At 61.4% G+C, this 25,502-nt stretch carries 25 protein-coding genes; 9 read left to right on the forward strand and 16 right to left on the reverse strand.

Annotation, left to right across the window (positions count from 1 at the left end; genetic code table 11):
• Positions 1 to 214 precede the first annotated feature (214 nt).
• Positions 215 to 775, forward strand: coding sequence for a 2'-5' RNA ligase family protein (locus COCCU_RS04760; RefSeq protein WP_156230465.1), 561 nt, complete (start codon positions 215 to 217; stop codon positions 773 to 775).
• A gap of 140 nt (positions 776 to 915) precedes the next feature.
• On the opposite strand, the gene COCCU_RS04765 is transcribed toward COCCU_RS04760, so the two are convergent.
• Positions 916 to 2,235, reverse strand: a complete 1,320-nt coding sequence (locus tag COCCU_RS04765) for a type III PLP-dependent enzyme domain-containing protein (RefSeq protein WP_197088438.1) — start codon at positions 2,233 to 2,235, stop codon at positions 916 to 918.
• A 402-nt stretch (positions 2,236 to 2,637) separates the two neighbouring features.
• Between COCCU_RS04765 and COCCU_RS04770 the strand changes: the two genes are divergently transcribed.
• Positions 2,638 to 4,386, forward strand: a complete 1,749-nt coding sequence (locus COCCU_RS04770; protein ID WP_156230467.1) for a SulP family inorganic anion transporter — start codon at positions 2,638 to 2,640, stop codon at positions 4,384 to 4,386.
• Between the two features lie 59 nt (positions 4,387 to 4,445).
• Here the strand turns inward: COCCU_RS04770 and COCCU_RS04775 are convergent, their stop codons facing one another.
• The 4 genes from COCCU_RS04775 to COCCU_RS04790 form a co-directional block, all read right to left on the reverse strand.
• Positions 4,446 to 4,976: a flavodoxin domain-containing protein gene (locus COCCU_RS04775; protein ID WP_156230468.1), complete on the reverse strand. Its 531-nt coding sequence runs from the start codon at positions 4,974 to 4,976 to the stop codon at positions 4,446 to 4,448.
• 71 nt (positions 4,977 to 5,047) lie between these two features.
• Positions 5,048 to 6,106, reverse strand: coding sequence for a tocopherol cyclase family protein (locus COCCU_RS04780; RefSeq protein ID WP_156230469.1), 1,059 nt, complete (start codon positions 6,104 to 6,106; stop codon positions 5,048 to 5,050).
• Complete coding sequence (locus COCCU_RS04785; RefSeq protein WP_156230470.1) at positions 6,103 to 6,612, reverse strand: flavin reductase family protein; 510 nt, start codon at positions 6,610 to 6,612, stop codon at positions 6,103 to 6,105. Before COCCU_RS04785 ends, COCCU_RS04780 begins: the two co-directional genes overlap by 4 nt.
• Positions 6,613 to 6,614: 2 nt before the next feature.
• Positions 6,615 to 7,358, reverse strand: a complete 744-nt coding sequence (locus tag COCCU_RS04790) for a dihydrofolate reductase family protein (RefSeq protein WP_231598869.1) — start codon at positions 7,356 to 7,358, stop codon at positions 6,615 to 6,617.
• Between the two features lie 164 nt (positions 7,359 to 7,522).
• On the opposite strand from COCCU_RS04790, the gene COCCU_RS04795 reads away from it, so the two are divergent.
• Entirely contained in the window at positions 7,523 to 8,350 is an 828-nt protein-coding gene (locus COCCU_RS04795; protein ID WP_156230471.1) for an endonuclease/exonuclease/phosphatase family protein, read from the forward strand.
• The gene (locus COCCU_RS04800; protein WP_197088439.1) at positions 8,347 to 9,045 is read left to right on the forward strand and encodes a hypothetical protein; all 699 of its coding nucleotides are present in this window, start codon (positions 8,347 to 8,349) and stop codon (positions 9,043 to 9,045) included. The genes COCCU_RS04795 and COCCU_RS04800 overlap by 4 nt, the downstream gene beginning before the upstream one ends.
• Positions 9,046 to 9,206: 161 nt before the next feature.
• Here COCCU_RS04800 and COCCU_RS04805 read toward each other — a convergent pair whose 3' ends face one another.
• Entirely contained in the window at positions 9,207 to 10,730 is a 1,524-nt protein-coding gene (locus tag COCCU_RS04805; protein ID WP_156230472.1) for an FAD-dependent oxidoreductase, read from the reverse strand.
• A gap of 255 nt (positions 10,731 to 10,985) precedes the next feature.
• Positions 10,986 to 11,621: a maleylpyruvate isomerase family mycothiol-dependent enzyme gene (locus COCCU_RS04810; protein ID WP_156230473.1), complete on the reverse strand. Its 636-nt coding sequence runs from the start codon at positions 11,619 to 11,621 to the stop codon at positions 10,986 to 10,988.
• 418 nt (positions 11,622 to 12,039) lie between these two features.
• Between COCCU_RS04810 and COCCU_RS04815 the strand changes: the two genes are divergently transcribed.
• Positions 12,040 to 12,345: a hypothetical protein gene (locus COCCU_RS04815; RefSeq protein WP_156230474.1), complete on the forward strand. Its 306-nt coding sequence runs from the start codon at positions 12,040 to 12,042 to the stop codon at positions 12,343 to 12,345.
• Between the two features lie 121 nt (positions 12,346 to 12,466).
• Here COCCU_RS04815 and COCCU_RS04820 read toward each other — a convergent pair whose 3' ends face one another.
• The 5 genes from COCCU_RS04820 to COCCU_RS04840 form a co-directional block, all read right to left on the reverse strand.
• Positions 12,467 to 12,700: a hypothetical protein gene (locus tag COCCU_RS04820; protein ID WP_156230475.1), complete on the reverse strand. Its 234-nt coding sequence runs from the start codon at positions 12,698 to 12,700 to the stop codon at positions 12,467 to 12,469.
• Between the two features lie 154 nt (positions 12,701 to 12,854).
• The gene (locus tag COCCU_RS04825; protein ID WP_156230476.1) at positions 12,855 to 13,214 is read right to left on the reverse strand and encodes a WhiB family transcriptional regulator; all 360 of its coding nucleotides are present in this window, start codon (positions 13,212 to 13,214) and stop codon (positions 12,855 to 12,857) included.
• A 387-nt stretch (positions 13,215 to 13,601) separates the two neighbouring features.
• Positions 13,602 to 14,333, reverse strand: coding sequence for a phosphate signaling complex PhoU family protein (locus COCCU_RS04830; protein WP_156230477.1), 732 nt, complete (start codon positions 14,331 to 14,333; stop codon positions 13,602 to 13,604).
• Between the two features lie 192 nt (positions 14,334 to 14,525).
• Positions 14,526 to 16,505, reverse strand: a complete 1,980-nt coding sequence (locus COCCU_RS04835) for a vWA domain-containing protein (protein ID WP_156232592.1) — start codon at positions 16,503 to 16,505, stop codon at positions 14,526 to 14,528.
• A gap of 10 nt (positions 16,506 to 16,515) precedes the next feature.
• On the reverse strand, positions 16,516 to 17,886 hold the full coding sequence (locus tag COCCU_RS04840) for a sigma 54-interacting transcriptional regulator (RefSeq protein ID WP_231598919.1): 1,371 nt from the start codon (positions 17,884 to 17,886) through the stop codon (positions 16,516 to 16,518).
• 108 nt (positions 17,887 to 17,994) lie between these two features.
• Between COCCU_RS04840 and COCCU_RS04845 the strand changes: the two genes are divergently transcribed.
• The 3 genes from COCCU_RS04845 to COCCU_RS04855 are packed head-to-tail and all read left to right on the forward strand — an operon-like array spanning position 17,995 to position 20,154.
• Positions 17,995 to 18,639, forward strand: a complete 645-nt coding sequence (locus COCCU_RS04845) for a histidine phosphatase family protein (protein ID WP_156230478.1) — start codon at positions 17,995 to 17,997, stop codon at positions 18,637 to 18,639.
• On the forward strand, positions 18,636 to 19,346 hold the full coding sequence (locus COCCU_RS04850; protein ID WP_156230479.1) for an SCO1664 family protein: 711 nt from the start codon (positions 18,636 to 18,638) through the stop codon (positions 19,344 to 19,346). The genes COCCU_RS04845 and COCCU_RS04850 overlap by 4 nt, the downstream gene beginning before the upstream one ends.
• Positions 19,347 to 19,389: 43 nt before the next feature.
• A complete protein-coding gene (locus COCCU_RS04855; RefSeq protein ID WP_156230480.1) occupies positions 19,390 to 20,154 on the forward strand; it encodes an isocitrate lyase/PEP mutase family protein in 765 nt (254 codons plus the stop codon).
• A 19-nt stretch (positions 20,155 to 20,173) separates the two neighbouring features.
• Here COCCU_RS04855 and COCCU_RS04860 read toward each other — a convergent pair whose 3' ends face one another.
• Together COCCU_RS04860 and COCCU_RS04865 are read right to left on the reverse strand one after the other, a co-directional pair.
• Complete coding sequence (locus tag COCCU_RS04860; RefSeq protein WP_197088479.1) at positions 20,174 to 21,328, reverse strand: DUF4185 domain-containing protein; 1,155 nt, start codon at positions 21,326 to 21,328, stop codon at positions 20,174 to 20,176.
• A gap of 355 nt (positions 21,329 to 21,683) precedes the next feature.
• Positions 21,684 to 22,094 (reverse strand): DUF1304 family protein, encoded by a 411-nt coding sequence (locus COCCU_RS04865; protein WP_156230482.1) that lies wholly within the window; start codon positions 22,092 to 22,094, stop codon positions 21,684 to 21,686.
• Positions 22,095 to 22,298: 204 nt separating this feature from the next.
• Here COCCU_RS04865 and COCCU_RS04870 point away from each other — a divergent pair, with 204 nt between their 5' ends.
• A complete protein-coding gene (locus COCCU_RS04870) occupies positions 22,299 to 23,462 on the forward strand; it encodes a PQQ-dependent sugar dehydrogenase (RefSeq protein WP_156230483.1) in 1,164 nt (387 codons plus the stop codon).
• An 8-nt stretch (positions 23,463 to 23,470) separates the two neighbouring features.
• On the opposite strand, the gene dmpG is transcribed toward COCCU_RS04870, so the two are convergent.
• A complete protein-coding gene (dmpG, locus tag COCCU_RS04875; protein WP_156230484.1) occupies positions 23,471 to 24,502 on the reverse strand; it encodes a 4-hydroxy-2-oxovalerate aldolase in 1,032 nt (343 codons plus the stop codon).
• Between the two features lie 36 nt (positions 24,503 to 24,538).
• Positions 24,539 to 25,462, reverse strand: coding sequence for an acetaldehyde dehydrogenase (acetylating) (locus COCCU_RS04880; RefSeq protein WP_156230403.1), 924 nt, complete (start codon positions 25,460 to 25,462; stop codon positions 24,539 to 24,541).
• Positions 25,463 to 25,502 lie beyond the last annotated feature (40 nt).

The following is a 25,502-nucleotide window of genomic DNA, read 5'->3' on the forward strand; positions in this document are numbered from 1 at the left end:
CCTTAGCCGCGCTGGTCACCTCGAGCCCTGACAGTGGGCTGATCCTTTTCTGGCAGCGGCCCCTCAACTCGATGCCGCACCGGAACAGTGAGTTGTCGGGAAGATCACTAACCTGCCGGATATGGTGGACTTCAACATTAGCGTCTAGCGTTATTGAGGTGTCGAGTTATACCAGTAGGGATCGCGCCGGGCTCAGAGCGAGGAGCCACAGCAGATGACCTCACCCGATAATATTCTGCTCCATCTTGAGAAAGATGAAGAGCAGCAGGTGCGCGAGATATTTGCGCTCCTCGAGCAGCAGGGATTTCCTGCGCAGCAGCAGACGCCGCACATCACCATCACGTTTTCGCCGAGTATGGCTGGCGACGTCGTGAAACGTGCCACCGAACTGCTCCCTCCGGTGATTCCTGCCAGTTTTCAGAGGGTAGGCACCGTCGTGTTCGGTACGAAACGCAAACAGACTGTCGCCTGGTTACTCGAAACCTCTGATGAAATGGAAATCGCTGCTCGCCACATCAGTGCCCTCAACCCCGCTGGGCGTGGCCCCCGCTGGACTCCCCACCTGACGATGGGACTGCGGCTACCACGTGAAATCGTCCCGGACTACATCCGGGCTCTGGATGAGGTGACATCTCCGCACCTCAAGGAACTCACCGCGGTCCGGGCGGTGTTCTGGAGGCCGAGGACCCAGGGGCTCACTGTCCTGGCCAAGGCGAGTTTGGCTGATGAGGCAGGTCCTGGGCCGAAGGACGAACCCGCCGACCCTCTGCCGTGAACGGTGGGTTGCCACTCCCGTCGATGACAATGACCCCGTCAGCACCGCAGCACCCCAAGGTGACACCCCGGACATCAGGCGGGCTGATCTGGCAGGGAATCCTCTAAGGGGTTGGAATATCCCCCGCGGGGTTATGCCCGTCAGCGAATGGCGTGGGCTGAGCCGGAGTATTCCGATGTCAGGTTGGAATACTGAATGAGATCGGAGGGTTCAACGGACTGCAGTTCGTGCTCTGCCAGGGCCGTACTGGTGGTGTCATCGATGAGTTCACCGTTCTCGACCCAGAGATTCCCCCGCAGGAAATCACTTACACCCCACTTGCGACGGACCAGCGTCAGGGAATCCTCGGTCCGGGCGTAGACTGCCGGCAGGTACTCGATGAACATCGACTGATAGCACATCGTGTACCCCCCGACCTTGTGGAAGATGACTCGGTCACCTGTCTTCAGTGTGGGAGCGTCCTGCAATTTGGTCAGACGATCATCTTCCATGCAGGTGAATCCACCGATGATCTGCTCCGGATGGGAGGTGGTGGAATCCGTGTCGAGACGCACCTCAAAGGGGCGTTTGCGACGGAAAAGCGGGTCAATGTCGGTCCGGCTGGCATCGGTCAACACGAACGTGCTCGAGCCTGCCTCCTTGACGTCGAGGACACCGGCATGAAACTCAATCGGGACAGCCACCAGGGAGCCGCCCGGCTCAACGATCAGACGGGTCCGATCCACATCCACCACCGGATCCAATGTTTCCCGGATGACAGACACGTAGTCGTCGAAGGTTGGGCTGCCGTCTTCGCTTGCGAAGAAACCGCCGCCGATGTCGACCCAGTCCAGATCGAGGTTGCGGGAGGTGATGATCTCCGCGGCCACTGATGCCGCGGCCCGGTAGACCCCCAGGCTCTGGGTGAGGGAGTTGCGGTGCATGTGTAATCCCGCGATCCGGACGCCCGCGGTTCTCAGCTCGGAGATCGCCTGGTCGAGCTCACCGTTGTCGACGTTGAATCCGAAACGGCCGTCTTCGTCCTCTCCCGTGACGCTTTCCCCGGGGCAACGGGATTCGAGATCCCAGTTGACGCGCAGGCCAACCGGGAAGTTGGTCTCGGGCATCTCGCGGGCGAGTTCTGCAGTCCAGGTGACCTCGCGCTTGGAGTCGAGGTTGATGATTGACCCCTCCTGAAGTGCGGAGCGCAGGCGCTCACGGCTCTTAATGGGACCGTTGTAGACGATGCGGTCCGGGGTGTATCCCAGGGCGAGGGCCAGCTCGTACTCTGTGTCCGACACGACCTCGGCCCAGGCTCCGTGATCGCGCATGAAAGACACCAGCCAGGGCAGGGAGTTGGTCTTGAAAGAGTAGCTCAGGATCGAATTTGACCAGTGAGTTTCCAGGGCAGCCTGAAAACGTTTGAGGAATTTATCGAGGAGGGGGACGTCGACCACCCAAGCGGGTGTGGGCGGTTCCATATCCTGAAAATGATCCGAACGCTCCATGGAGGACTCCTTAAATGCAGATATTCTTAGGAAGTGTTAATGCTGACGGTATCCTAAAAATAGATTAAGTTCTCGCTCTTTGTGGTGATCGCCGGATTAGGTATATTCGTCGGGATCCCCCCAGCCGCGTTATTGGAGAAGGGATGATGGGAAAGCGGGCACCGTGCCCATCACCACCACGGCTCGCCCTCCCGGGGTATCTTTCTGGTGGTGATGGTGTCCCACCGTTGCCGCATTCGCCCTGGTCTTGTGTCCCCTCAGGCCTTTCCCATGGCCTCATCAAAAACCTTGAGCACTCCAACGGGGGGGGGGCTACCATTCCCTGAACCTTCGGAACTGCTGGTCCGGTCCGATTGGCCGGGGTAATTTCTATATATGGTCAGCGACAGGCTGTGGTGGGAGCGTTTTCTCCCCGGGATTGCAGCGCTCCGGCATTATGAGCGCTCCTGGCTGCGTGGGGATGTCCTCGCAGGTGTCACTGTCGCCGCCTATCTGGTCCCTCAAGTGATGGCCTACGCGGTCATTGCTGGTTTGCCCGCTGTGGTTGGTCTCTGGGCGACTCTCGCTCCCATGCTCATCTACTTCGTCCTGGGCACCTCGCGGAAGCTTTCGATCGGCCCGGAGTCGACGACGGCGCTGATGACGGCCGCAGGTGTCGGTGCACTGGTGGGGGTCGCGGGTGGTCCCGAACGGTATGCCGAAGTCGCCGCCATCATGGGGATCGCGGTTGGCATCGTCTGCATAGTGGGGTTCCTTGCGCGGCTGGGATTTCTCACCTCCCTGTTGTCCCGCCCGGTCCTGATCGGTTACCTCATCGGCATCGCTCTGCTCATGATCGTCAGTCAGTTGGGCAAGGTCACCAAGCTTGACATCGAGGGGGAGAACACCTGGGGGGAGGTGCTTTCCTTCCTCAGTCAGCTGAACCAGTCTCACCTGCCGACGGTGCTGTTGGGTCTGGTTGTTCTGGCACTGCTGTATCTTGCTCGTTGGCTGGTTCCCAAGACGCCCTCATCTTTGCTGGTGCTGCTGCTTGCGGGGGCGGTGGTCGCAGTCTTCGGGTTGGAGCGTTATGGGCTGGAGGTCATCGGGGAGGTACCGCAGGGACTACCCGAACCCCGGGTTCCTGATCTGGGTGATCTTGAGGTCTGGGAGCTGTTGCCCTACGCACTGGGCATCGCCATCGTTGGTTTTTCAGACAATATCCTCACCGGTCGGGCATTCGCGTCCGGTAGGGGAGAGGTCATCGATTCGAACCAGGAACTGCTTGCCCTGGGCACGGCAAACCTTGCCAACGGTTTCCTCCAGGGTTTCCCCGTATCCTCCAGTGGATCACGAACCGTGCTTGGTGATGCGGCCGGGGCCAGGACACAGGTGCACTCCCTCGTCACCATCCTCGCGGTGGTCATGGTGCTTCTCTTCGCCGGCCCTGTACTGGAGTCCTTCCCGGATGCGGCGCTGGGTGCGCTGGTCATCTTCGCCGCCACCAGGCTTATCGACATCGCGGAGATCCGCCGCATCGGCCGTTTCCGGGGAAGCGAGCTGGCCATCACGGCAGCTACTGCCGCTGCCGTCCTCATCTTCGGTGTGCTGGCAGGCATCGGTCTTGCCGTGGTGCTGTCGATCCTGGATCTGATCCGCCGCATCACCCGGCCGCACGCGGATGTCCTCGGTTATGCGCCAGGAGTGCCTGGCATGCACAGTCTGGAGGATTACCCGGAGGCGGACTCCGTCCGTGGGTTGGTTGTGTTCCGCTATGATTCACCGCTTTTCTTCGCGAATGCGGAGAATTTCCTGGAACGTGCCATTCAGGCGGTTGATGATGCGGAGCGGCCGGTGAAGTGGTTCCTCCTCAACGCGGAGGCGAACACCGAGATTGACCTGACAGCGGTGGATGCGCTGGAGGAACTGCGCACCCGCCTGGAACAGCGGGGTGTCAGTTTTGCCATGGCACGCGTCAAACAGGACCTGTACCGGCGTCTCGAACCCACCGGATTCATTGAACGTGTGAGCGCCGAGAATATTTTTGCTACCCTCCCGACGGCTGTGCGGGAGTATTCGAGGCGCTATCACGCCAGGTACGGGGAATGGCCCGAGGGAGTTCCCCGGGAGGTTATTGATCCCTGAGCCGCATCCCTGTCCCGGAAGGAGACGGATCCCTTATGTAGCGTCAAGCTTGACAGTGCTCAGGACTGCAGACTTCTGACGTGCTCGACCAGGGGCGTGATATTGGTGCGGTCAAGCTCAGTCCTGGGTTCGTCGAACATCGCGAGCATGCCCTTGTCACTTTCGCTCGGATGCTTCCTGCGTTTGAGGACAACCCGCATGACACCCATGATGAGTTTGTCCGTGCCCCGCAGCCTGCTGAAGTCAAAACCACCCCGAAGATAGAAACGGGTCGTGGCCTCCAGTTGCTCCGGGGTGAGGTTCTGTTTCCACACCTTCTCCACCGTTTCGGGATGGCCGGGGTTCGCACCGGTGTGCCACAGGACAATATGCTTGCTTTCCAGCTCCGGCCAGTTGCGCAGGAACTTTCGAAGGCCTCCAATCCGGGAGGCACGAATTCCACCACCATGGATGATCACGTCAGCAGCTGTGATCTGCTCCGGTGTGAGCTCCTCGGTCCTGATGAGTTCGGCACCGAGTTCTTCGGCGATCCACTCGGCATAGGTCTTGGTGAAACCAGTTCCTGAGGTGTAGGCCACAATGGTTCGCATGTGCTCAGATTAGCTGGCAGAAACCAGGCAGGTACAGACCCTGATGTGGGGGCCTATCTCGGTGTCATGACTCAAAACCCCACCGGGGGTGCCGAGGGAAGTGTCGGATCAAGACCACGACGGCGCAGCTCGCTCTCGGCCCTGGTTAGACTGCCATGCTCCAGAGCGGCCAGCGAAGTCCGTCCAGTCCACACATGTCGGCCAAAACGACGCACGCTCACCTCCAGCTCGCCGGCGAGATGTTCGAGGTCGCCCGGGATATTGCGGTGTTCACCAGGCAGGGGGACAGGTAGCACGAATGCCTCATCGAGTGGGGCGGTGCCGATGATCTCCACCTGCCAGCCATAGCCGCGCCCCGACAGCTGCCACTTCTCATCGCTGGTGCAGGTTCGCACCGGGCTGATCACCGGGTTGCCGAGGCGGAGGACGCGGCCGTCGGGAAGCTTGACGACGAGCCCGGTGACCTCCACCCGCATCCGGCCGCTGGTCACCACACCGCCGGCAAAAGCGACGCAGGCCCCGGGTTCCGCGAAACCCTGTGCCTGCCCCCACCACCAGGACTCAGGGAAACCTTCGCGTCCCCAGTTCTTCTCCCCGTACACCTGCGCATTCTCGAAATCCCAGGTCTCTTCACCCACCGTTGCGGTGCCCGAGGCCTTTCCACCCAGTAACCAGGGATGCCAGTACTGGTTGAGACCCGGCACCATCTGGAACACACTGGATCCGCCCAGCGCGCGGTGCGGCCAGGGGTTCAGATCATGGAACTCGAGGTCGAGTTTGGCATCAGCCCCCAGGTTGACGCGGAGACGGCGCTCATTGCCTTCGAAAGCAGCCGGGACTCCCGGTGAATCGCCAAGTCCGCCTTCCACCCCGAGGCCCTTCGGATCGGTCCAGGCTCCTGCCATGGCCTCGGTGCGGAGGAAACCATTGGGCCAACTGGCGAGCCCGATCGTCGCCCAGGACCGACGGGGACCTTGATTGGCGCCGCAGAGTGCAATGATGACCCGCCCGGTGTCGGGGTCAGTGATCCGCCAGAAATAACCTTCCATCGCCACACCAGGGTGTGCCCGGAGGGGATCGCCGAAAGGGAGGTCTGCGCCGGTAGAGCGGTATTTTTGCAGCAATATCATGGCTGGATCGCCCTTTCCTCGCTGGCATGGCCGGGATCCAGATGGACGGTCTCGGAAAATCGCAGGGGTTCAAAGATCCCGCTGCCATGCGCGGAAAGCACCCTGGTGCTCAGACAGACGTGGTCGCTTCCATCATCAAGCAGGGTGAGACGCTCAAGCACCAGGCGGTGGGGACAGGCCCGCAGCAACGGCAGGCCCTTCTCGCCAGGATCCAGATCGACACCGGAGAATTTATCGGTGTCTTCCCCGGACTGCGTGCCAAAGTGTTCGGCCAGGGCAAGATCCTGCGAGGTGAGGAAGTGGAGCGCGAAATATCTGGCACGCAGACTCACCCGGTAGGTGTGGTTGGCCTTGGACAACCAGAAGCAGTAGTGCTGCGGTGAGATGCCTGACTGGGAGTGGAACCCGAGCAGACAGCCGGCCCGTTCACCTTCAGCGATGGTGGTCACCACGATCATGGCGGGATCAACAGCAGTCATCAGCTTCTTCAGGGAACCGCCGCTCATGACTAACCCTCCACCTCATAGCGGAGGAAGAGGGTGGAATCCTCCGCCATGATCCCCTTCAACCCGAATCGCGCGATCCCCGCACCTTCAGGGGTGACGGACACCGGTAGCAGATCACCACCCATGAGCGGTGCCACGGAAAGACAGAGTTCATCGAGACGATCCGCGGCAACCAGCTCACCCAACCACCTTGGCCCACCCTCACAGAGAACCACCCGGTGACCGCGAGCCGCCAGGGCGCTAAGCGCCGCCTCCGGTTCGACGCTTTCCTCGCCGGCGATGATGACCGTGGCGAATTTCTTCGCTTCTGCCAACCGTGCCGGGTCCGCTGCCGCGCAGGTGATGATGTGCGTCGGGGCATGTTCGGGAGCCTCCGCGAAAAGACTCCCTGTCCAATCCAGGTCCAGGCTCCGGCTGACCACGGCAACCGGGGGAGTGGGTGGCTGACCGAGACTGACCCGCTTCTCCTGCGCCTCGGTCGAGAGTTTCACCAGCCCATAACCTTCGCGGCGCACCGTTTCCGCACCCACCATCACGATATCTGCGATCTGACGCATCCGGCGGAAAAGCTCCTGGTCAGGCCTGGTTGACAGCGACCCCACCCGACCATCGATTGCGGCTGTGCCATCAAGCCCCGCAACCATGTGCCCGACCACCCAGCATTCATGTTGCGGGCGGGAACGGTCGACTTCCAGGTAGGGCGCGAGCGGGTCAGGGACCGCCGCTCCGAACTCGAGGATCTTCATGACCTCAATGCTACGGACATACTGTGTCCTGGGCCACACCTGCTGCTGTGGCGGGACATCAGAGTGATTTTTCCTCCAGGAGGTACCCTCGTTTTCAACGCGAGTCCCCGCAGGAGGAGGTCTCGGAGATCGACAGTAATAATCTCCCCGCAGATGCCCGGAAGATGCTCATCGGCCCAGTGTCCGAACCCGCCATCCACGTGATGAGCTGGAATATCCGCCGCCGCATGCCGCATCTCTTGTCCCGTCCGGCTGATCGTTGGAATCGGCGTGCACCCCGACTCCGGATGCTACTGCAGGAGGAGAAACCGACGCTGCTGGGTGCGCAGGAGGTCCTTCCGGATCAACTCCGATATATACGTGAAAGCCTGGGGGAGAATTACCGCTCCGTGGGGAAGGGGAGAGACAGAAATGGTGGGGATGAGGCCTGCCCCATCTTCTATGACACCCGGCGTCTGGAGCTTCTTGACTGGGCTCAGCAGGCTCTTTCGAAACAACCGGACACTCCGGGTTCCGTCTCCTGGGGAAGTGTATTCCCCCGCATTCTCGTGTGGGCCAGCTTCCGGGAGCGTGCCACTTCAAGCCGCTTTCTGATGCTCAACACCCATCTGGACCATCTTTCCCGACGCTCACGGGCGCATTCCGCCCTGGCCATTCACCAGATCATCAGCACACATGGGGTTCCGTCAGTGCTCAGCGGTGATTTCAATGACAGCCTGCACAGTGCCTCACTACGTGGTTTGTATTCGACAGGCCTCTTGGCGGACACCTGGCAGGTGGCGCAGTCTCATGCCAGCGAAGAGTGGGGGACCTTCCCCAATTATCGCGCTCCCCGCCGCGGGGGCCGCCGAATTGACGGGATCCTGGCGTCCCCGGCCTTCAAGGTGCAGAGCACCGCCATTAATTCCCGTCAGTATCATGGCGGCTGGGCATCAGATCACCTGCCTGTCCATGCTCTGATACTCCCTCCCGAGAATGGTGCACGCACATGATCGATAATTTTCTCCGTCCGCCGAAAGGGGCGAGTGAGATATTGGCGGATATCCTCCGGGGATTCGGGGTGATCAGCTTCCTGCTCGCCCTGATATTCTTCGAACTCACCGAGGCTGGCATCGTCGCCTTCACCCTCCCCGGCCTCATGCTGGCGCGATTCCTGGGGATGATGCCCTGGCCGGATATCTTCATATCGCTCAGTCTGCTGATCGCAGCCTGGAGCAATGTCTTCGATCTCTACGGCACGATCAGCTGGTGGGATCTGGCCGTGCACTTCTGCTCCGCCGGGGGACTGGCAGTGGTGAGCTATCTCTTCCTCGCCCGTTTCGGCATGGTCCCCGACCCCTTAAACACCCAGGCCATTCCTGCCGCCGGCATCATCCTCACCACGACCTTCGGGTTGGCGCTGGGTGTTCTCTGGGAGGGCATCGAATGGGTCGGTTTCAACTACCTCACCACTGACATCTACGTCACCTACGATGACACGATCAGTGACATGGTGGCGGGCGGATTAGGGGCCCTGTGCCTTGGTTTCGCCGTCGCCTATCTCCCGCTTCTCCGCGACCCGCAGTCCGCTCCGCTGGGTAGAGAGCATGAGAGCGCGTCAACAGAAAAGGCTGAAGTATTCGCTGATGAAGAATGGCAGAAGCCGGGAGAAGATGTGGTGGGCGTCAAATTTAATGCCCGGCGCTGAAGCTCCTCAAACCCCTGGTTCATGAACTGTTTCTCCGAAGTTGGGCTGAAAAATCAGACACCATCAAAGTAACGGGGAGTCTCCCTTTTGAGATGACACCCAACTTTGCAGCAACACCTTGGAATATTGGTGCGGAACCAGCTCTTATCTCAGAGCGGTGGTTAAGGGGTGGGACGTGGCGGCAGGGGGCGAGTTGCCGGTCCGTTCAGGATTTCCCCATCAACGGTGAAGCGGGAGGCATGACAGGGACAATCCCAGCTACGTTCGGCCGCGTTCCACGCGACCTGACAGCCCAGATGGGTGCAGCGGCTCGACACCGCGTACAGCGTGCCATCATCGTCCCGGTAGCCGGCGACCTTCTGCCCGCAGGAGTTAACGATCCCACCCTCACCGGGCAAGAGATCGCTGATTTCTGGTTGCCGCAGACTGAGCACTCGGTCGCCGAGCATCCGCGCTGCGACGCGCCCGTTCTCTGCCAGGAATTTCGGCGCCTCCGCCAGTGGTTTGACTCGGGTGGTGGAAAATAAGCTGGCCCAGGGGTTGTCTCGCCCCCTAATTGCATCGGTGATCAACATCCCCGCCAGTGTGCCAGCGGTTAACCCCCACTTTTTGAAACCTGTGGCCACATAGACCCGCTTCGATCGGAGGTTAACCCGTCCGATGTAGGGGACACCATCGTCGGAACTGTAATCCTGGGCTGACCATCGATGCTCGAAGGATGTCACGTTCCAGTGCTGCTGGATAAATTCTCCCAGCTGGTCATAGCGTGCGGGTTGGGCCTTGGACGATCCGGCATGGTGGCCCTGCCCCACTACCATCAACAGCTCACCACCGTCATATGGCACGGACCGGATCGAGTGCATGGGTGAACCAGCAGACATCAGACTAGCCCCGGGAAGACCACTGTCCACCCGCGCAGTAAGCACATAAGAGCGGGAGGCGAATGCTCGCGCGAATAATCCACCGCGATCGAGGAAGGGCATCAAGGTGGCCACCACGACATGTTTGGCCTGTATGCGTCCGTGCGGGGTGTGAACGACGCACCCATGGTCATCCTCGTCGACGTCTGTGCCCCGGGTGTGCTCGAAGATCTCCACCCCAGCCTCCGTTGCCAGGCGGGTGAGGCCAGCTAGATAGCGTCCCGCGTGGAACTCAGCCTGGTTATCAAAACGCATCCCTCCGAGGGTGGGAAAGGGCAGCGGCACGTCCTCGTCGAACACGGCGGGCAAACCCGCCTGACGAGCGGCTCGGGTCTCGGCGTCGAGTAGCTTTCGTTCCGCGGCACTCGTGGCGTAAATATAGGCTGCTCGACGCCGAAAATCGCAGTCGATCCCTTCCTCGACAAAACCGGCGACCTGCTCCTTGGCCGCTTCCATGGCCATAGCGTAGGTTCGGGCACCATCACTGCCATGGGTCTTACTGATCCGGGCATAGGTGAGATGGTGCTGGCTGGTCACCTTGCCGGTGGTGTGGCCCGTGGTTCCGGTGCCGATCCGATTGTGCTCGAGCAGGCATACGGACCGGCCCTGACGGGCGAGCAATAAGGCGGTGGTCAACCCGGTGATCCCACCACCGACCACCACGACATCAACGGCTCGGTCACCATCGAGTTGCGGGTACTCCCGCAGCAGGACAGCCTCCCGCCACAAGGACGCGTGCTTGGCCTGACTAGCGTGAGCTGCCATAAAGCGATCGTACCCACGATACCTACCCCAGTCCAGGGTCAGTAATTCTCAAAGCTGGTGGTCAGGCCCTGGACTTCTACCTGGCGGCGGAAGGAAGATGTGGTGGCAGCCAACAGTTCCCGGCCGCAATACTGCGATCGTGCACTCCCAGCCGGTGACCACCTTGATGCTCCAAGCTTTAAGCGGTGGGGGCGTTCGCTGGGGGTATCGATAAGAATTTGCCGTTGCCCGCGGCGGGAATATGGTTGCCGGGCTTCACGCCAGCCGGCGTCGTAGCTCGGCGACTCCCTCGCCTTCGAGCAGTGCACAATAAGCCGGTCGCCCGGCCATCACCATCACCAGCTCCAGCAGTTGTCCCTTCACCTGGGGGCCACTGCCACTCCGGAATTGTGTGTCAGTGCTCACCAGCCGCAACCCTTTGACCAGGCTGCGACTGTTGACCGTGAAGTTCTTCCGGGTGAAGTAGTCCGCCACCTCATGGGCCGAGACCGGGTCGGGGATCAGTTCGGTACCGAGAGCCTGGGAGATATCCTGCCCGTGGACGATGACCTCCCCGAGCCAGGCACCATAATCTCTGGTCGGCGCGGTGGTGTTGGTGATGGAGTTGCGGAAGTTCTCCAGCGTGTCGTCAGGGGAAGGCCCAAGATATTGCTTGAGCAGGCGCTCATTGTGTTTGTCGGTGTTGAATCGCGCCCCGATCATGCTGCCCAGCCATGCCCGGGTGCCGGTGTTCGCGGCGGCGGTGAGATGGGCGGTGACCTCCTCGACACTCCAGTCCTGGCACAGCGACTCCGCTTTCCACTCATCTTCGCTCAGATCAGTGAGCAGTAGTTCCAGTCGTTTGCGTTCAGCGTGGATCAGTTCCCAGTATTCGGCTTTCCGCAGGGGCATAATTCCCTCTTCAATCTCTTCTCTCTTCTCTTTCAGGGTTTAAGAGTGTGATTCCCGCCATCCGGGCTGAGGTGCTGGGGGAGAGCCTAGGTTCAGGGTGCTTCCACATCAATGGGGTCGGAGTATAAATCCAGAACTGTTGTGGAAACGCGTCGGAATGTTCATGGAATATTCTCGTGTCATCGCTGAACATCCCCAGATATTCCCATGGGAAAATCTTGCTGGCAGTACCTTTTGTGGGTGGAGCCAGATGCCTTGACGCGCCTTCTGCGACATTGGTTGCGGCGGGGTGCGTGCACCATCTTTATGGCTGTTGTGGCGCAGGGCCGCAGCATGAAGAAGGACCTGAGCATCCCGCGGTGTCATGGATGGGAGATGCATTAAGTGATAGCGGAAGGTATCACCTACAGTGATGGGGATGAATATTCAGAATATGACGCACCTGCTGGGCGAGCTGGAGGAGATGCTCACCAGCACGGGATATCAGGGGCTGGTCGAGCAGGCCCACGCCAGCACCACCCAAGGTGCGGAATACGAGCGGTTTCTGATGTTATGTGACCTGGTGGAGGCCCGGGTCGCCACCCTCGGTGAGGGGGATGGCTCTGAGAAGCGCTCCGAGTCCATCCGGGTGATCCTCACCTGTCTTGGCGGACTGCGCCGCGCCGCTGAATCAGCCAGCTCAGCTGCCCCCACTCAGCGGATGGACAACAGATCCCGCGCCTGAGCGTGCTGACAGATCGTGGCCCCAGCAGGAGGTGAGGTGTCGTGGTGATCAAACGCACCGGAATCACCACGGTCACAGACGGGACGCTTTCCTCCACACACCCGTACTCCCCAGCTGGAGCTCATCCTCGGGTGATGCCGTTCTGAGTGAGGATATATCCCAGCAGGGCAGGATGATCGGTGCGGCCGTGATCGAGGGTCAACCACCCATTAGCGAGCATCACGCCAGCTGTTTGGGTGATATAGGAGGGTTCCTCCCAGGTGTCGGGGAAGTGTTCTTGAGCGAGGGCTCGAAGGCGCCGCAGCAGCTCCTGGCCGATGTGTGAGTCAAAGGGGTCGGTCTCGGTGTCGTACACAATCTGGTTTCTTTCCAGGTGATGGCAGTTTCCAAAGTCCCTGCACCACGGTGTGCGGTGAGAGTTTCCCCGGGGAGGGACTCTTCAAGATGAGGAAATTTGAGTGCGACGTTCACGGGAAACGCAGGACCACCAGGGTTCATGGGGCAGGGGGTCAGATGTCGATCAGTTTCCCGCCGGTGGCCAGGTAGTCTGCCCAGTCATCGATGTGGGGGTTTTTTCGCAACAGGGCACGGCGTTGACGTTCGGTCAACCCACCCCAGACCCCGAATTCCTCTCGGTTATCCAGCGAGGTCACCAGGCACTGGGTGCGTACCGGGCAGGGCTGGCACAATGTGGCGGCCCTGCGTTGTTCCGCACCCTGGACGAACAGCGCATCAGGATCATTTTGACGGCACCGGGCCTGGGCGATCCACTCCTCCGATTCCGGGGAGCCCTCCGGGCCACCTGTTCTGGCCGGTTCCTGCCACACGGGAGCCGCGCGCTGGGGGTCGAGATAGAGCGACGTGGACATTTTAAAGTTTTCCTCCGCAGGAAGCCGGGAACAGGGATATTGTTATTGGAAAATCCGATCATATTACCTGTTGGTTTAAATGTGAACTAAACCACCTGGAAAAGGTGGTATCTCCCACAATATCCCCTCCGAATAGGGGTGTCTCTCATTCTTGGAGAGGGGGCAACGGCGGTGGGCCCGTCCCCATATTGCGGTGAAAGCAATGACTCGCCCCACCCCGTCGGATCGACTCCTTGCCTGGTAGACCTGCAGGATCCGCTCACCCCAATCCCCCGGGAACCCGCATGCCCAGCTCATACCGGGCACCCTCCAGGCTCCTTTGCACAGTGAGAGCATGTGATTATCCGGTACCTCATCTGCTCGGAGGAGGGGTATCTACCAGGGGGGTCAGTTACGGCGGAACTGACGTTCCAATGCCTCGAAACGGGCCTGAACATCCGCGTCTTCTGCGTCCTGCTCCTTTTTCGCCAGGTAGTCCTCCGGGGGCAGTCCCGTGGTCAGGTACACAATCCGGGTGCCGACACTGACACACTGGTCGGCGAAACGTTCATAGAACCGGACCAGCAGAGCAGTGTCCACGGCCTCACGGGAGGTATGCGGCCAATCATGTTGGGTCAGCATGGTCAGCAGATGACGATCAAGGTCATCGACAGCATCATCCTCACGCGCCAGTGCAAGAGCAGCATCAGCATCCGGGGCGACCAGAAGGTCATGGGCCTTATCCACCATGTCCAGGGTCAAGCGGGTGAGCTCCTCGAAATAACCGCTCAGGGCGGCCGGAATGACCAGCTCCGGATACCGTCGGCGGGCAGATTCCGCGATGTGGGTGGCCAGTGCCGCCATGCGGTCGAGGTGTTCGACGATGTAGATCGAGGAGACCACCTGGCGCAGATCCCTGCCCATCGGGCTTCCCAGGGCAAGGAGATCCACGGCCCGTTGGGTAGACCTGGCGCGGATAGCGGGAAGATCTCCAGCTATCGTCAGGGCATTTTCGGCGGAGTCCAATGATCCCCGCAACAGTGCATCGCAGGCTGCGGTCATGATGTCGCGGACCACATCTCCCATGATGATCAGGTCATGGGAGAAATCGTCGAATTGTTCATGATAGGTCGCGCGCATGAGTATCACTATAGGAATAAAACCTACGTTGTGCACCGGATTCGATCACTGAACATGCCCCGGGGTGTGGTTGGCACTGGCGGTGCGTTGACTGGGGCAGTACTAATCCTGATGGCGCCTGGCAGATTTCGACCAGGATTCTGCCAGGAAAACGCTCCACCACACCAGGGGCAGGCCACTGTCCGCAGCAGACTAACTCCAGTCCATCTCCTCATAACCGGATTCCCGGAAACGCAGGTATTCACCCACCACCGCGGCCCCGAGGTCCTCCAGATCCGGGGAGGTGACCCGCCCGTCGACCCGGTCGGCGAGTTGCCCCAGGAATCTCTCCAGTCCGGGATCATCACCCAGCCGGAAGAAGGTGGTGCGGGCCCCGCGCCGCGTGACCCGGTCAAGTTGGGTCACGGTCTTGTTCAGGGTTTCCGGGTCGGTGGGCCAGTTGAACCAGGCATCACCCTGGGATTCCAGGTGGGCGGTGGGCTCACCATCAGTCACGATCAACAGGGTCGGCTCCATGGTGGGGTGTTTAGCGAAGAATCTCTCCGCCAGCAGCAGGCCGTGGTGGAGGTTGGTGCCCTGTTCCCGCACCGGTGGCATCGCGGTGAGCTCCTCAATATCGAGGTTCACCGCCATCCGCCCGAAGCTGATCAGCGCCAGTTGATCACCCCGGAATCTGGTGGAGATCAGGTGGTGCAGTGCCAGGGCAGTCTTCTTCATGGGTACCCACCGGCCTTCGGCAGCCATGGAGTAGGAGGTGTCCACCAGCAGCACCACCGCTGACTGGGTGCGGGTCTCGGTTTCCACGACCTCAACATCCCGCACCTCAATCCGCACTCCCTCATCGGAAACACGACCCGAGGCGGCGGTGCGTTGGATGGCGTTCTTCACCGTGGTGGTGACATCCCAGGGTTGGGTGTCCCCGAATTCCCAGGCTCTTGAAGAGCCGGTGGGTTCCCCGGAAGCCCCGGCAAGTCGGGCATCCCGGGCCCCGGTGCGGGAACTCAACTGTTGGGCGGCGTCCTGAAGCAGGGTTTTCCCCAGACGTCGCATGGCCTGCGGGGACAACCGCAGCGAACCATCCGCACGATTTCGCAGCAAGCCGCCCTCCTTCATGGCACGTTCGATCTCAGCCAGAGTTCTGGCGTTGACTCCCGCCTCCTCACCGAGCTGGCGGGTCAGGGCATCAAGGTCGATATCGGTGTGGGCCTGGCTGAGTTGATCACTCAAGGAATCAAGTTCCGCCAGATCCTGCACCGCACCGGTGCCATCACCCAGGCCCAGGCCCTGATCGCCGGAGAAATCCTCGGCACCGGACCAGCCCAGATCTGGGCGCAGGGACTGCAGATTGCCGTCGAGCTGGGCCAGTTCCGCCATGAGTTCCGGGGAGCCGAAAGCCTGGGCGGAGAGCTCCATCAGTTCCTGGCGCTGCTCCTCACTCATGGAGTTCAGCATGCGTTGGGCGGCGGCGGAGCGCTTGGCCATCGCATCGATCAGCTCATCCACATTCTGGGGATTCTCCGGGAAATGCTGGCCGTGTCTGGCCATGAACTCGGCAAAATCAGCAGTGGTGTCCGCACCACTGCGGTGCTTGGCCAGCAGGGTATTCAGGTCCTGCAGCATCTCCTTGATCGCTGCACGGTCCTCATCGGTGGCCCCTTCCAGGGCCTGTTTCATTCCGGCGAAGCGCTGATCAAGCACCTCACGGCCGAGCAGGTCCTTGATCTGGGAGAACTTTTCCCGGGCATCGGTGGCCTGCCAGTCATAGTTGGATAATTCGCGGACGGCTGCGGCAGTGGAGGTGGGCAGGTTGTTCAGCTGCAGCTCCCGGAAGTCGCGGTCGGTGTCCTCCATGGTGATGTCCCGGGCGAGCTGGCCGCGTTCGGCGAGTACCGCCTCGTCGAGAAGCTTTTTCACTTCCTTGAGGGTGCCGCCGAGGTTATGACGCTGCAGTAGTTCGCGCCGCCTCTCCATGGCCTTCCTGGCCAGATCATCGAAGCCGGCCCGGCGCAGGTATTCGCGGAGGGCATGCTCGGGGGAGTAACCGGCCATGACATCCTCGGCGATGGCATCCAGGGCGGTGGAGACATCGACCGGGGGAGCGAGTGGATCCGGCCCGCCGGTGTAGCGGCCATAACGGGAACGGCGGGGACCACCGGTGTGGGCGTTGGACATGGCGGCCTCCTCAGCCGTAGATGGTTTCACCCTGGCCGGAGTCCTTGGTGATCTTCCGGGCCAGGTAAAGGGCCTCCAGGGCGAGCTCGATGGCACTGGCTCGGCTGCCCACATCAGTGGCACCGAACTTGGCGGCGATTTCCTCATAGAGGTCGGATTCCCCGAGCTCCGGCAGTCCGGCGAGGAATTCGGTGGCGGTGACCTGCTCACCGGTGGAGACGGTGGTGGATCCGTCCAGGGCTCCGATCAGTGGGGTGAGGTCCACTCCGCGTAGCCGGGCACGCACAGCTTCTGCGGTGGCGGTACGCAGCAGGTAGGCCAGCACCTCCCATTCCCGTCCCTCCTCACCGGACTCGAACTCGACCTTGCCGCCGAGTACATCCACGGCGGCCTCCAGGTCCACCAACCGGGCCACCGCATCCTCCTCACCGCGGATGGTGGCACGATGTCGGGCGGCGGCTGCCACAGTTTCGGCACCCGCAATGGCGAAACGGGCGGAGACACCGGCCCGCTGGTTCACCGCCGGGGATTCACGCAGCGCCCGGGTGTAGCGGGCCAGGATCTCCACCAGCACCTCCGGAACCTCGGCAACCAGGTTGGTCTCCTGCCGGATCACCGCGATCTCATCTTCCAGGGCGAGTGGGTAGTGGGTGCGGATCTCCGCGCCAAAACGATCCTTGAGCGGGGTGATGATCCGCCCACGGTTGGTGTAGTCCTCCGGGTTGGCGGAGGCCACGACCAGCACATCCAGTGGCAGGCGTAGCACATAACCACGGATCTGCACATCCCTTTCCTCCATCACATTGAGCATGGAGACCTGGATGCGCTCAGCCAGGTCAGGCAGCTCATTGATGGCCACGATGCCGCGGTTGGAACGCGGGATCAGACCATAGTGGATGGTCTCGGGGTCGCCCAGATGCCGACCCTCCGCCACCTTCATCGGGTCAATGTCACCGATGAGGTCCGCCACCGAGGTGTCCGGGGTGGCCAGCTTCTCCGAATAACGTTCCTCCCGGCTCAACCAGGTGATGGGCAGCCCCTCGCCCTCTTCAGCGATGCGGCGGCGGGTGGCCTCGGTGATGGGTTCAAAGGGATGTTCCCGCAGATCAGAGCCTGCAACGGCGGGGGTCCACTCATCGAGCAGCCCGGTCAGGGAACGCAGCAGGCGGGTCTTGCCCTGGCCACGTTCACCGAGCAGCACGATATCGTGGCCGGCGATCAGCGCCCTCTCAACCTGGGGGATCACGGTGTGTTCCAGGCCGTGCAGGCCGGGCCAGGGATCTTCGCCGGAGGCCAGCTTGGCCAGCAGATTCCCGCGAATTTCCTCACGCAGGGGACGGTGGACATGACCGGCGGCCCTCAGCTCACCGATCGTGGACATCATGGGAGGTTGGCTCACAAGCCCCAGGCTATAGGGCAATCCCCCTGCCGTCGACCACCCCCTGTAATCCGTGACACACCCGGCGGCACATGGGTAGGCTCCGGGACGATGGACACTTTCAACTTCAGCCCCGCCCCGGACTCCACCATGATCCTCCTGGTGCGCCATGGTGTCACCCCCACCACCGGCCAGGTGCTGCCCGGCCGCGCACCCGGCCTACACCTGAGCGAAAAGGGGGAGGAGCAGGCACAACTGGTGGCCCAACGACTCCGGGGCCTGGAGCTCAAGGCGCTCTACAGCTCACCCATGGAACGCACCCGGGAGACCGCCGCGCCCGCGGCTCTGCTCTTCAACCTGGACCCGCTCATCGATTCGGGCCTGGTGGAATGTGATTTCGGGGAGTGGACCGGGGCGCAACTTAAGGAACTGAGCGCGCTGCCGGAGTGGAAGAGCGTGCAGGAAACTCCCTCCACCTTCCGTTTCCCCGGTGGCGAAAGCTTCGTGGAGATGCAGAAACGCATGGTGAGCGCACTACGGCGCATCGCTGCCCGACACCCCGGGGAGGTGGTGGCCTGCTTCAGCCATGCCGACCCCATCAAGTGCGCGGTGGCGGAGCTTTCGGGCACTGAACTCGATGCCTTCCAGAAAATCCAGATTGACCCCGCCAGCATCTCCCTCGCAGAGTTTCACCGTGACGGCCGCACCGAGATCCTGCTGCGCAACTCCAACGCCGGTGCCCTGCGAAGGCAATGATGAATCCGCCCTTCACCACTGAACTTGAAGTACTCCGGCACGGGGAGCTGGAGATCATCGCCCAGCTCCCGGAATCCAGCAACCTCGCCCTCGTGCTCGCAGCCGCCCTGGGGGAGAACTATGGCTGGGCGATCTATAAACCACTGATGGGGGAGCAGCCCCTGCATGATTTCGCGCCGGGTCTGCATACCCGGGAGGAAGCAGCTTTTCTGCTCAGCGAGAGCCTCGGCTGGCATATTGTCCCGCCGACCATCACCCGGGAAAATGCTCTCTTCGGTCCGGGTTCCCTGCAGTGGTACATCGACAATGAGGGCGATCATTATTTCCCTCTCCTGGAGACCCGCCCTGATCTGCATGATCAGCTCTTCCGTCTGGCGGTATTCGACCTGCTCAGCAATAACACGGATCGAAAATCCGGCCATGTGCTTATCGACGCCGCGGGCCACATCTGGGGCATCGACCACGGGCTCTGCTTCCATGCGGCCCCCAAACTGCGCACCGTGATCTGGGATTTCGCTGGCGAGGAAATCCCGGAGAATCTGCTGACCGCGGTGGCGCCCCTGGCGGAGGAAGTGCCGGGGCAGATCGCCGCACTGCTCTCGGCGGAGGAGGTCGACGCCCTGAAGCAACGTGCCTCCCGTATCCTGCGCCTGCCTTTTCTGCCCCATCCCAGGTCACGCCGCCACTATCCCTGGCCGCTGATTTAGGCACTATGGTGGGGGTCACACTAGATTTCAGGAGAGGATCCACATGTCCGATGTAACTGAACTCGCCCGCCAATTCGCCCAGGCCCACGCCTCCGGTGAAATGCTGGTACTGCCCACCGTCTGGGACACCTGGAGCGCAGGGGTCGCCGCTGACGCAGGTTTTAAGGGGCTGACCATTGGTAGCCATCCGGTTGCCGATGCCATCGGAAGTTCCGATGGCGAAAACATGGATCTTGGCGACTACCTGCAGCAGATCCGGAGGATCGTGGATGCGGTTGACCTCCCCGTCAGTGCTGATGTGGAATCCGGTTATGGGCTGGAACCTGCGGAACTGATCCACCGTCTGATCGAAGCCGGTGCTGTCGGAGCCAATATCGAGGATGTGGTGCACTCCGAAGGCAAGCGGGTGCGTGAACGCCAGGAGCATGCGGACTATATCGCCGCTGCCCGCCAGGCCGCCGATCAGGCCGGGGTGGAGTTCGTGATCAATGGCCGCACCGATGCCGTCAAGCTCGGCAAGGAGGTATTTGCTGACCCGCTCGCCGAAGCCGTGGAAAGAGTGAAGCTGATGGAGCAGGCGGGGGCCCGGGCCGTCTATCCGGTGGGTCTGAGCAGCGCAGATGAGGTAAAGACCCTGGTGGCGGCGGTCTCGGTGCCGCTGAACGTCACCGCCCACCCCGTGGAGGGACATGGGGCGGGCGGGTTGGAGGACCTCAAGCAGCTTGATGTCCGCCGCATCACCTTCGGCCCCCTGTGGCAGAAGTGGCTGTCCGCGGTATCGGCGGAACAGCTGGCCAAGTGGGCCTGAACGCGGCGTCGATAAGCGCCTAGTCCAGTGGGAGGATGAGCAGCTCGGTGGACTCCTCCATGAGCTGCTCGACAGCCAGTTCCTCCCGGGTGGCGTTGTCGACCTCCTGCTTCTCCACCTCGATGACACTCTGATCACCGGTCTCCTTCTCCTGCTGCAGCGAGAAGGTGCGTGCCTTCGGGGCGTCGAGCTCGATACCGAAGAAGGTGTCCAGACCCTTCACATTGAACTGGGTGGACATATAACGGCTGTTATTGCTGGTGTTCCACTGGGAAACCACCAGATCCAGATTGTCCAGGGTTGAGGTCGGAGTGATGTAGGCCCCATAGAGCTGGGTGAAGTTGGTGGGGCTCTGCTCGACCCGCCAGCCGCCATAACCGGAGACGATGACATTGGCGGGTTCGATCTCATCCCAGTCCCGGTCGATGGTCTCCGAGATCCGCACCTCGATCGCCATGGTTTCGGCATTGAACATGGCCAGCACCCAGTGTCCCTGGATATAGCGCAGGGACATCTCCCCGGCCTTGACCTTCTTGTCCAGGATCGGGGTGGCGGTCCGGCCCCAGGTGCCGCTGCCATCGGCATTGAGATTGTAGTGCTGCCAGGCATTGCGCTTGCCGATGTCCTCGGGGAGGAAACGGGTCAGGTAGACATCATCGGCACGCTTGAAGGATGAGGACGCCATGTAGACATAACCGTCCGGGCCCATGTCCCAGGTGATCAGGTTGGCCTTGCCTCCCAGGTAGTTGGCCGGGGTGATGCTCACCGACTGCCAGGACTCACCCTGATCCTTGGATGACCAGATCTGGGTGCGCAGCACATTGCCCACGCCCTCATTCCACATGGCCTGCATGTAGAGGGTGCCGTCAATATTGATGATGTCGGAGGGCAGCAACGTCAGACCGCGGTCATTGTGGCGGTAGTTGACCAGCTGCTCAGCCTGCTCGCCCTCATTGAGGGGCCGCTTGATGTTGATCCGTCCGTTTTCATCCAGCTCCGCGACCACACCGACCGGGCTGATCCACTCACCTTGGCCGAAGCGTTCCCCGCGGAAGGAGTCACCGAAGATGATGGCGAATTCCTGCCCCTCCTCCAACCAGGCCATGGTGCCCAGGTCACCGCTCATGAAACCGACATGATCGGAAATGCCGGGGCCCAGGATGTCACCGATCAGGTTAACCATCAACCCCTCAGAGATGTCCTCCGTCCAGGGGGTGGCAGGTTCCTTTGGTTTCCGGGAGGAACTCGAGGATCCCGAAGACAGGGATGAACCTGAAGATCCGAAGGCGGAGGAGGACTGGGCATTGGCGACCGGTGCCAGAAGAGTGCAGCTCAGGGCGCCTGCCAGTGCCAGGGTGAAAGTGGGGAGAAGCTTTTTCAAGGTGGGTTCATTTCAGAGTTAAATGGCGTATTAGATTTGTCCCAGAGGACCGAGAGGTGACTCTAGCAACTGCCTGATCATTACGCCGGGAAAGCCCTGAAATTATGGGGGGAGTATGGCTCAAATAGTGTGTTATCCGAAAAACACCTCAGAAGAAGGCTGCGATGATCACCATCAGGGGTGGGAGGCTGGAGCCGATCATTCCCCGGATGCTACCGCCCCGGGGTTTCCAGAAACCCAGAAGATCCGAAAGGCCCATCGCCAACCCGGAGAGCAACATGTAGCAGGAGGCGGTGAGCACGATGATGGAACCACTCAGGCCATGTCCACTCCAGATCAACAGCAGCCCGGTGAGAACACCGCCAGCAGCGATCAGGTTCCGGAATCCGATCAAAAAGGCCCACATCTGCACGTCCTCCAGGTTCTTGCTTTCAACTCGAAGAAACTTTCTGGCGGCAGGTCTTTCATAAAAGAACATCTCCACCGGTGCCACCAGCAGCAGGGTGATGGCCCCTAAGAGAGCCGCGATCTGGGAGACGAGGTTGAGGGGAAGTTCCATGGTGGCCTCCTTGAGCTACCAGGGTGACAGCCCTCCGACCAGAGGTTGTCTCAAATTTTATCCCTCCAGCACTGTCCCAACCTGAGAGAAAAACCAACTTATGGAGGCGTTTCGGCGCGTCTTGACAGCGGAACCCAATCCCAGCCACCTGTACCAAATGTGATCCCGGACACGGTGTCCTTTTTCGCTGTTAGACTCACCTATATGCGCCGGATCTTCGCCATTGCGACAGTCATGACCATGTCTTTGGGAGTGAGCACCTGTGCCCAGGCCACCCCCTTTGACTCCAGCTCATCTTCCTCACCGGGTTCATCCCTGGAAGGTTCTTCGCCAGGATCCTCAACCTCGGGTTCCGCTTTAGCCGATGATTTCAACCTCAGTGAGCATGGCAGTTTCGATGAGGGTTGGGCGATGAGTTTCCTGCCGGGCACCCCTTACTTGCTGATCAGTGAACGCGGTGGTGCCCTGCAGCTGCGTGGCCAGGAAAGTGGCCGGGTCCGCCAGGTCAGCGGCACTCCCGAGGTGTACTACGAGGGACAGGGTGGCCTGCATGATGTCATCCCTGGCCCCACCTTCGAGGAGGATGGCACCGTCTATCTCAGCTGGGCGAGGGAACACCCCGAAGGCGCTCAGGGCGTGGTGGGGCGCGGCACCCTGGACACCGAAAACGCCACCCTCAACGATCTGGAGGTGATCTGGGAACAGGCCCCGACCTCCGGGGAGGGTCACTTCGCGCTACGCCTGCTCGTCTATGATGGCTTCCTCCATCTGACCTCAGGGGACCGCCAGAAGATGAGCCCCGCTCAGGAGCTGGACAATAACCTGGGTGCCACGCTCCGCCTGACGCTGGATGGGGAGCCGGCGCCGGGCAATCCCTGGGATTCGGAGTTGTGGACCATCGGCCACCGTAACCCCTTGGGTATCGCCGCGGATGGGGAGGGAAATCTCTGGGTTTCAGAGATGGGTCCCCGAGGGGGCGATGAGTTGAATCTGCTGGTTGAGGGAAGTAATTACGGCTGGCCGGAGGCCTCCATGGGAGTTCACTATGATGGTTCCGCTATTCCGGACCATTCAGAGGAGGACGGTTTCCAGGCGCCCTCCGAGTACTGGGCACCCTCGATTTCCCCGGGTAGTCTGCTGATCTACCAGGGTGATCTCTTCCCTGACTGGCAGGGCACCGCTCTGGTCGGTGGGCTCTCCGGGCAGAACCTGGTGCATCTGCGTATCGACGCCCCCGAGGCTGCCATCGACGCGGAATGGGATGCCGGGGCACGTGTCCGCGCCCTGGCGGAAGCCCCCGACGGGGCCATCTGGGTGCTTGAGGATGGTGCCGGTGGGCGCCTGCTGGAGCTGCGCCCCCAGACTTAGGGAGTTCCTCAGCTCACTGCGAGGCTGAGGCTCTTATTCTGTAGTTCGACGGCGACGTCGATGAGCATGTCTTCCTGCCCACCGACATACCCCCGACGCCCGATCTCGCGCAGGATATCCTGCGCGGGTACCCCATACCGCTGCGAGGCCCGTTCCGCATGGAACAGGAAAGAGTTGTACACCCCCATCTGTCCCTGCACGATCGACCCCCGATCCATCATCGGCAACCGCTCCACCATCGGACGCAACACCTCCTCCGCAGCGTTTTGCAACCCGGTGACATCCACCCCACCGATATCCATCCCCAACCGATCAAACACCGTCGCCAACACCTCCAACGGCGCATTACCCGCACCCGCACCCAACCCATACAAGGTCCCGTCAACCTGGGTGGCACCCTCCCGCACCGCGAGCAGGGAATTAGCCACCCCGAAGCTCAAATTCTGATGCCCATGGAACCCGACCTCCGCATCCCCACCAACCTCATCCAGGACCGCACGGACCCGATCCGCGGCCTGCTCCATGATCAGATGCCCCGCGGAATCGACCACGAACACACACTCACACCCCGCATCCACCATGATCCTGGCCTGGGCCGCCAACTCGGCCGGGGCCAGGCGATGCGAGAGCATCAAAAACCCACCGGTCTCCAACCCCATCTCCCGGGCGGCCTGAAAATGCTGGATGGCAACATCCGCCTCCGAACAATGCGTCGCGATCCGCACCACCGACACCCCCCGCAGGGCGGCTTCCTTGAGATCCGCGATCGTCCCCACCCCGGGCAGCAACAGCGCGGCGATCTTGGCGTGGCGGGCCTCATCGACGGCTGCTTCGATCAGGTCGAGTTCATCGGTGCGGGAGAACCCGTAGTTAAACGTCGATCCCCCCAGCCCGTCACCGTGGGTGACCTCGATCATCTCGACGTGGGCGTCATCGAGGGCGCGGACCACCCGACGGACCTGGTCGGTGGTGTACTGGTGGCGCACCGCATGGGAACCATCACGCAGGGTGGAGTCATTGAGACGAATTGTGGTGCTCATAATATTGTCGTATCCCTTATCTTCTGAAAACGGCTGCTAGGAAGCGCTGAGTGCGAGGAGCTCGGCGTACTTGTCGGCGGTGGCCACCGCCGCGGAGGTGATGATGTCAAGGTTGCCGGCATACTCCGGCAGGTAATCCGCGGCCCCACGAACCTGAATCAGGATGGTCACCCTCGCCCACCCGTTCCAGTCCTCACGGGCCTGATCAAACTGCGGCTGTGCGGTGAGCTGGTAACCGGGCACATAGGCCTGGACCTCTGCCACGCGTTCCTCGATGGCGGCGGTGATCCGGTCCTGGAGGGCACCGGGTTCCCCGGCGGCGGCGGGCAGGGCACAGTAGACGGTGTTGCGCATCAGCATCGGGGGTTCCACCGGGTTGAGGACCAGCACGACCTTGCCTTTTTTCGCCCCTCCCAACTCGACCAGGGCATGTTGGGTGGTGTCGATGAACTCGTCGATGTTGGCGCGGGTACCGGGGCCGGCGGATTTCGAGGAGATCGAGGAGATCACCTCGGCGTATTCCACATCGACGACCGAGGACACGGCATGCACGATCGGGGTGGTCGCCTGCCCACCACAGGTGATCATGTTGACGTTGTCGACCGCCTGGAGGGCATCGAGGTTGACCGCGGGGCACAGGTAAGGGCCCACCGCTGCCGGGGTCAGGTCAATCGCGCGGATCCCGGCGGCCCGGTACTTCGGGGCGTTGGAGGCATGCGCTGCGGCGGAGGTCGCCTCGAACACCAGGTCTGGTTTCGGGTCCTGGGCGACCAGCCAGTCCACGCCTTCGGCGGAGACGGTCAGTCCCAACGCGGCGGCGCGTTTCAGCCCGTCCGAGGCGGGGTCGACACCGACCATGTAGATCGGTTCGATGTGGTGGGAGTTGTTGAGCAGTTTGATCAGCAGATCGGTGCCGATATTACCCGGACCAACGATCGCCGCCTTCAATTTCTGGGACATGTCTGTTCCTTAGATCGCATAGAAGAAAAGGGAAAAAGGG

It is taken from the genome of Corynebacterium occultum, assembly GCF_009734425.1.
Lineage (GTDB): Bacteria > Actinomycetota > Actinomycetes > Mycobacteriales > Mycobacteriaceae > Corynebacterium > Corynebacterium occultum.

Excerpts from the sequence above, each read along its gene's own strand:
- COCCU_RS04850 (WP_156230479.1), top strand. The coding sequence starts at position 18,636 with ATGATGAATCCGCCCTTCACCACTGAACTTGAAGTACTCCGGCACGGG.
- COCCU_RS04770 (WP_156230467.1), top strand. The coding sequence starts at position 2,638 with ATGGTCAGCGACAGGCTGTGGTGGGAGCGTTTTCTCCCCGGGATTGCA.
- COCCU_RS04765 (WP_197088438.1), bottom strand. The coding sequence starts at position 2,235 with ATGGAACCGCCCACACCCGCTTGGGTGGTCGACGTCCCCCTCCTCGAT.
- COCCU_RS04855 (WP_156230480.1), top strand. The coding sequence starts at position 19,390 with ATGTCCGATGTAACTGAACTCGCCCGCCAATTCGCCCAGGCCCACGCC.
- dmpG (WP_156230484.1), bottom strand. The coding sequence starts at position 24,502 with ATGAGCACCACAATTCGTCTCAATGACTCCACCCTGCGTGATGGTTCC.
- COCCU_RS04835 (WP_156232592.1), bottom strand. The coding sequence starts at position 16,505 with ATGTCCAACGCCCACACCGGTGGTCCCCGCCGTTCCCGTTATGGCCGC.
- COCCU_RS04845 (WP_156230478.1), top strand. The coding sequence starts at position 17,995 with ATGGACACTTTCAACTTCAGCCCCGCCCCGGACTCCACCATGATCCTC.
- COCCU_RS04775 (WP_156230468.1), bottom strand. The coding sequence starts at position 4,976 with ATGCGAACCATTGTGGCCTACACCTCAGGAACTGGTTTCACCAAGACC.
- COCCU_RS04780 (WP_156230469.1), bottom strand. The coding sequence starts at position 6,106 with ATGATATTGCTGCAAAAATACCGCTCTACCGGCGCAGACCTCCCTTTC.
- COCCU_RS04830 (WP_156230477.1), bottom strand. The coding sequence starts at position 14,333 with ATGCGCGCGACCTATCATGAACAATTCGACGATTTCTCCCATGACCTG.
- COCCU_RS04870 (WP_156230483.1), top strand. The coding sequence starts at position 22,299 with ATGCGCCGGATCTTCGCCATTGCGACAGTCATGACCATGTCTTTGGGA.
- COCCU_RS04800 (WP_197088439.1), top strand. The coding sequence starts at position 8,347 with ATGATCGATAATTTTCTCCGTCCGCCGAAAGGGGCGAGTGAGATATTG.
- COCCU_RS04805 (WP_156230472.1), bottom strand. The coding sequence starts at position 10,730 with ATGGCAGCTCACGCTAGTCAGGCCAAGCACGCGTCCTTGTGGCGGGAG.
- COCCU_RS04865 (WP_156230482.1), bottom strand. The coding sequence starts at position 22,094 with ATGGAACTTCCCCTCAACCTCGTCTCCCAGATCGCGGCTCTCTTAGGG.
- COCCU_RS04815 (WP_156230474.1), top strand. The coding sequence starts at position 12,040 with ATGAATATTCAGAATATGACGCACCTGCTGGGCGAGCTGGAGGAGATG.
- COCCU_RS04760 (WP_156230465.1), top strand. The coding sequence starts at position 215 with ATGACCTCACCCGATAATATTCTGCTCCATCTTGAGAAAGATGAAGAG.
- COCCU_RS04790 (WP_231598869.1), bottom strand. The coding sequence starts at position 7,358 with ATGAAGATCCTCGAGTTCGGAGCGGCGGTCCCTGACCCGCTCGCGCCC.
- COCCU_RS04825 (WP_156230476.1), bottom strand. The coding sequence starts at position 13,214 with ATGTCCACGTCGCTCTATCTCGACCCCCAGCGCGCGGCTCCCGTGTGG.
- COCCU_RS04880 (WP_156230403.1), bottom strand. The coding sequence starts at position 25,462 with ATGTCCCAGAAATTGAAGGCGGCGATCGTTGGTCCGGGTAATATCGGC.
- COCCU_RS04785 (WP_156230470.1), bottom strand. The coding sequence starts at position 6,612 with ATGAGCGGCGGTTCCCTGAAGAAGCTGATGACTGCTGTTGATCCCGCC.
- COCCU_RS04810 (WP_156230473.1), bottom strand. The coding sequence starts at position 11,621 with ATGCCCCTGCGGAAAGCCGAATACTGGGAACTGATCCACGCTGAACGC.
- COCCU_RS04840 (WP_231598919.1), bottom strand. The coding sequence starts at position 17,886 with ATGTCCACGATCGGTGAGCTGAGGGCCGCCGGTCATGTCCACCGTCCC.
- COCCU_RS04795 (WP_156230471.1), top strand. The coding sequence starts at position 7,523 with ATGCTCATCGGCCCAGTGTCCGAACCCGCCATCCACGTGATGAGCTGG.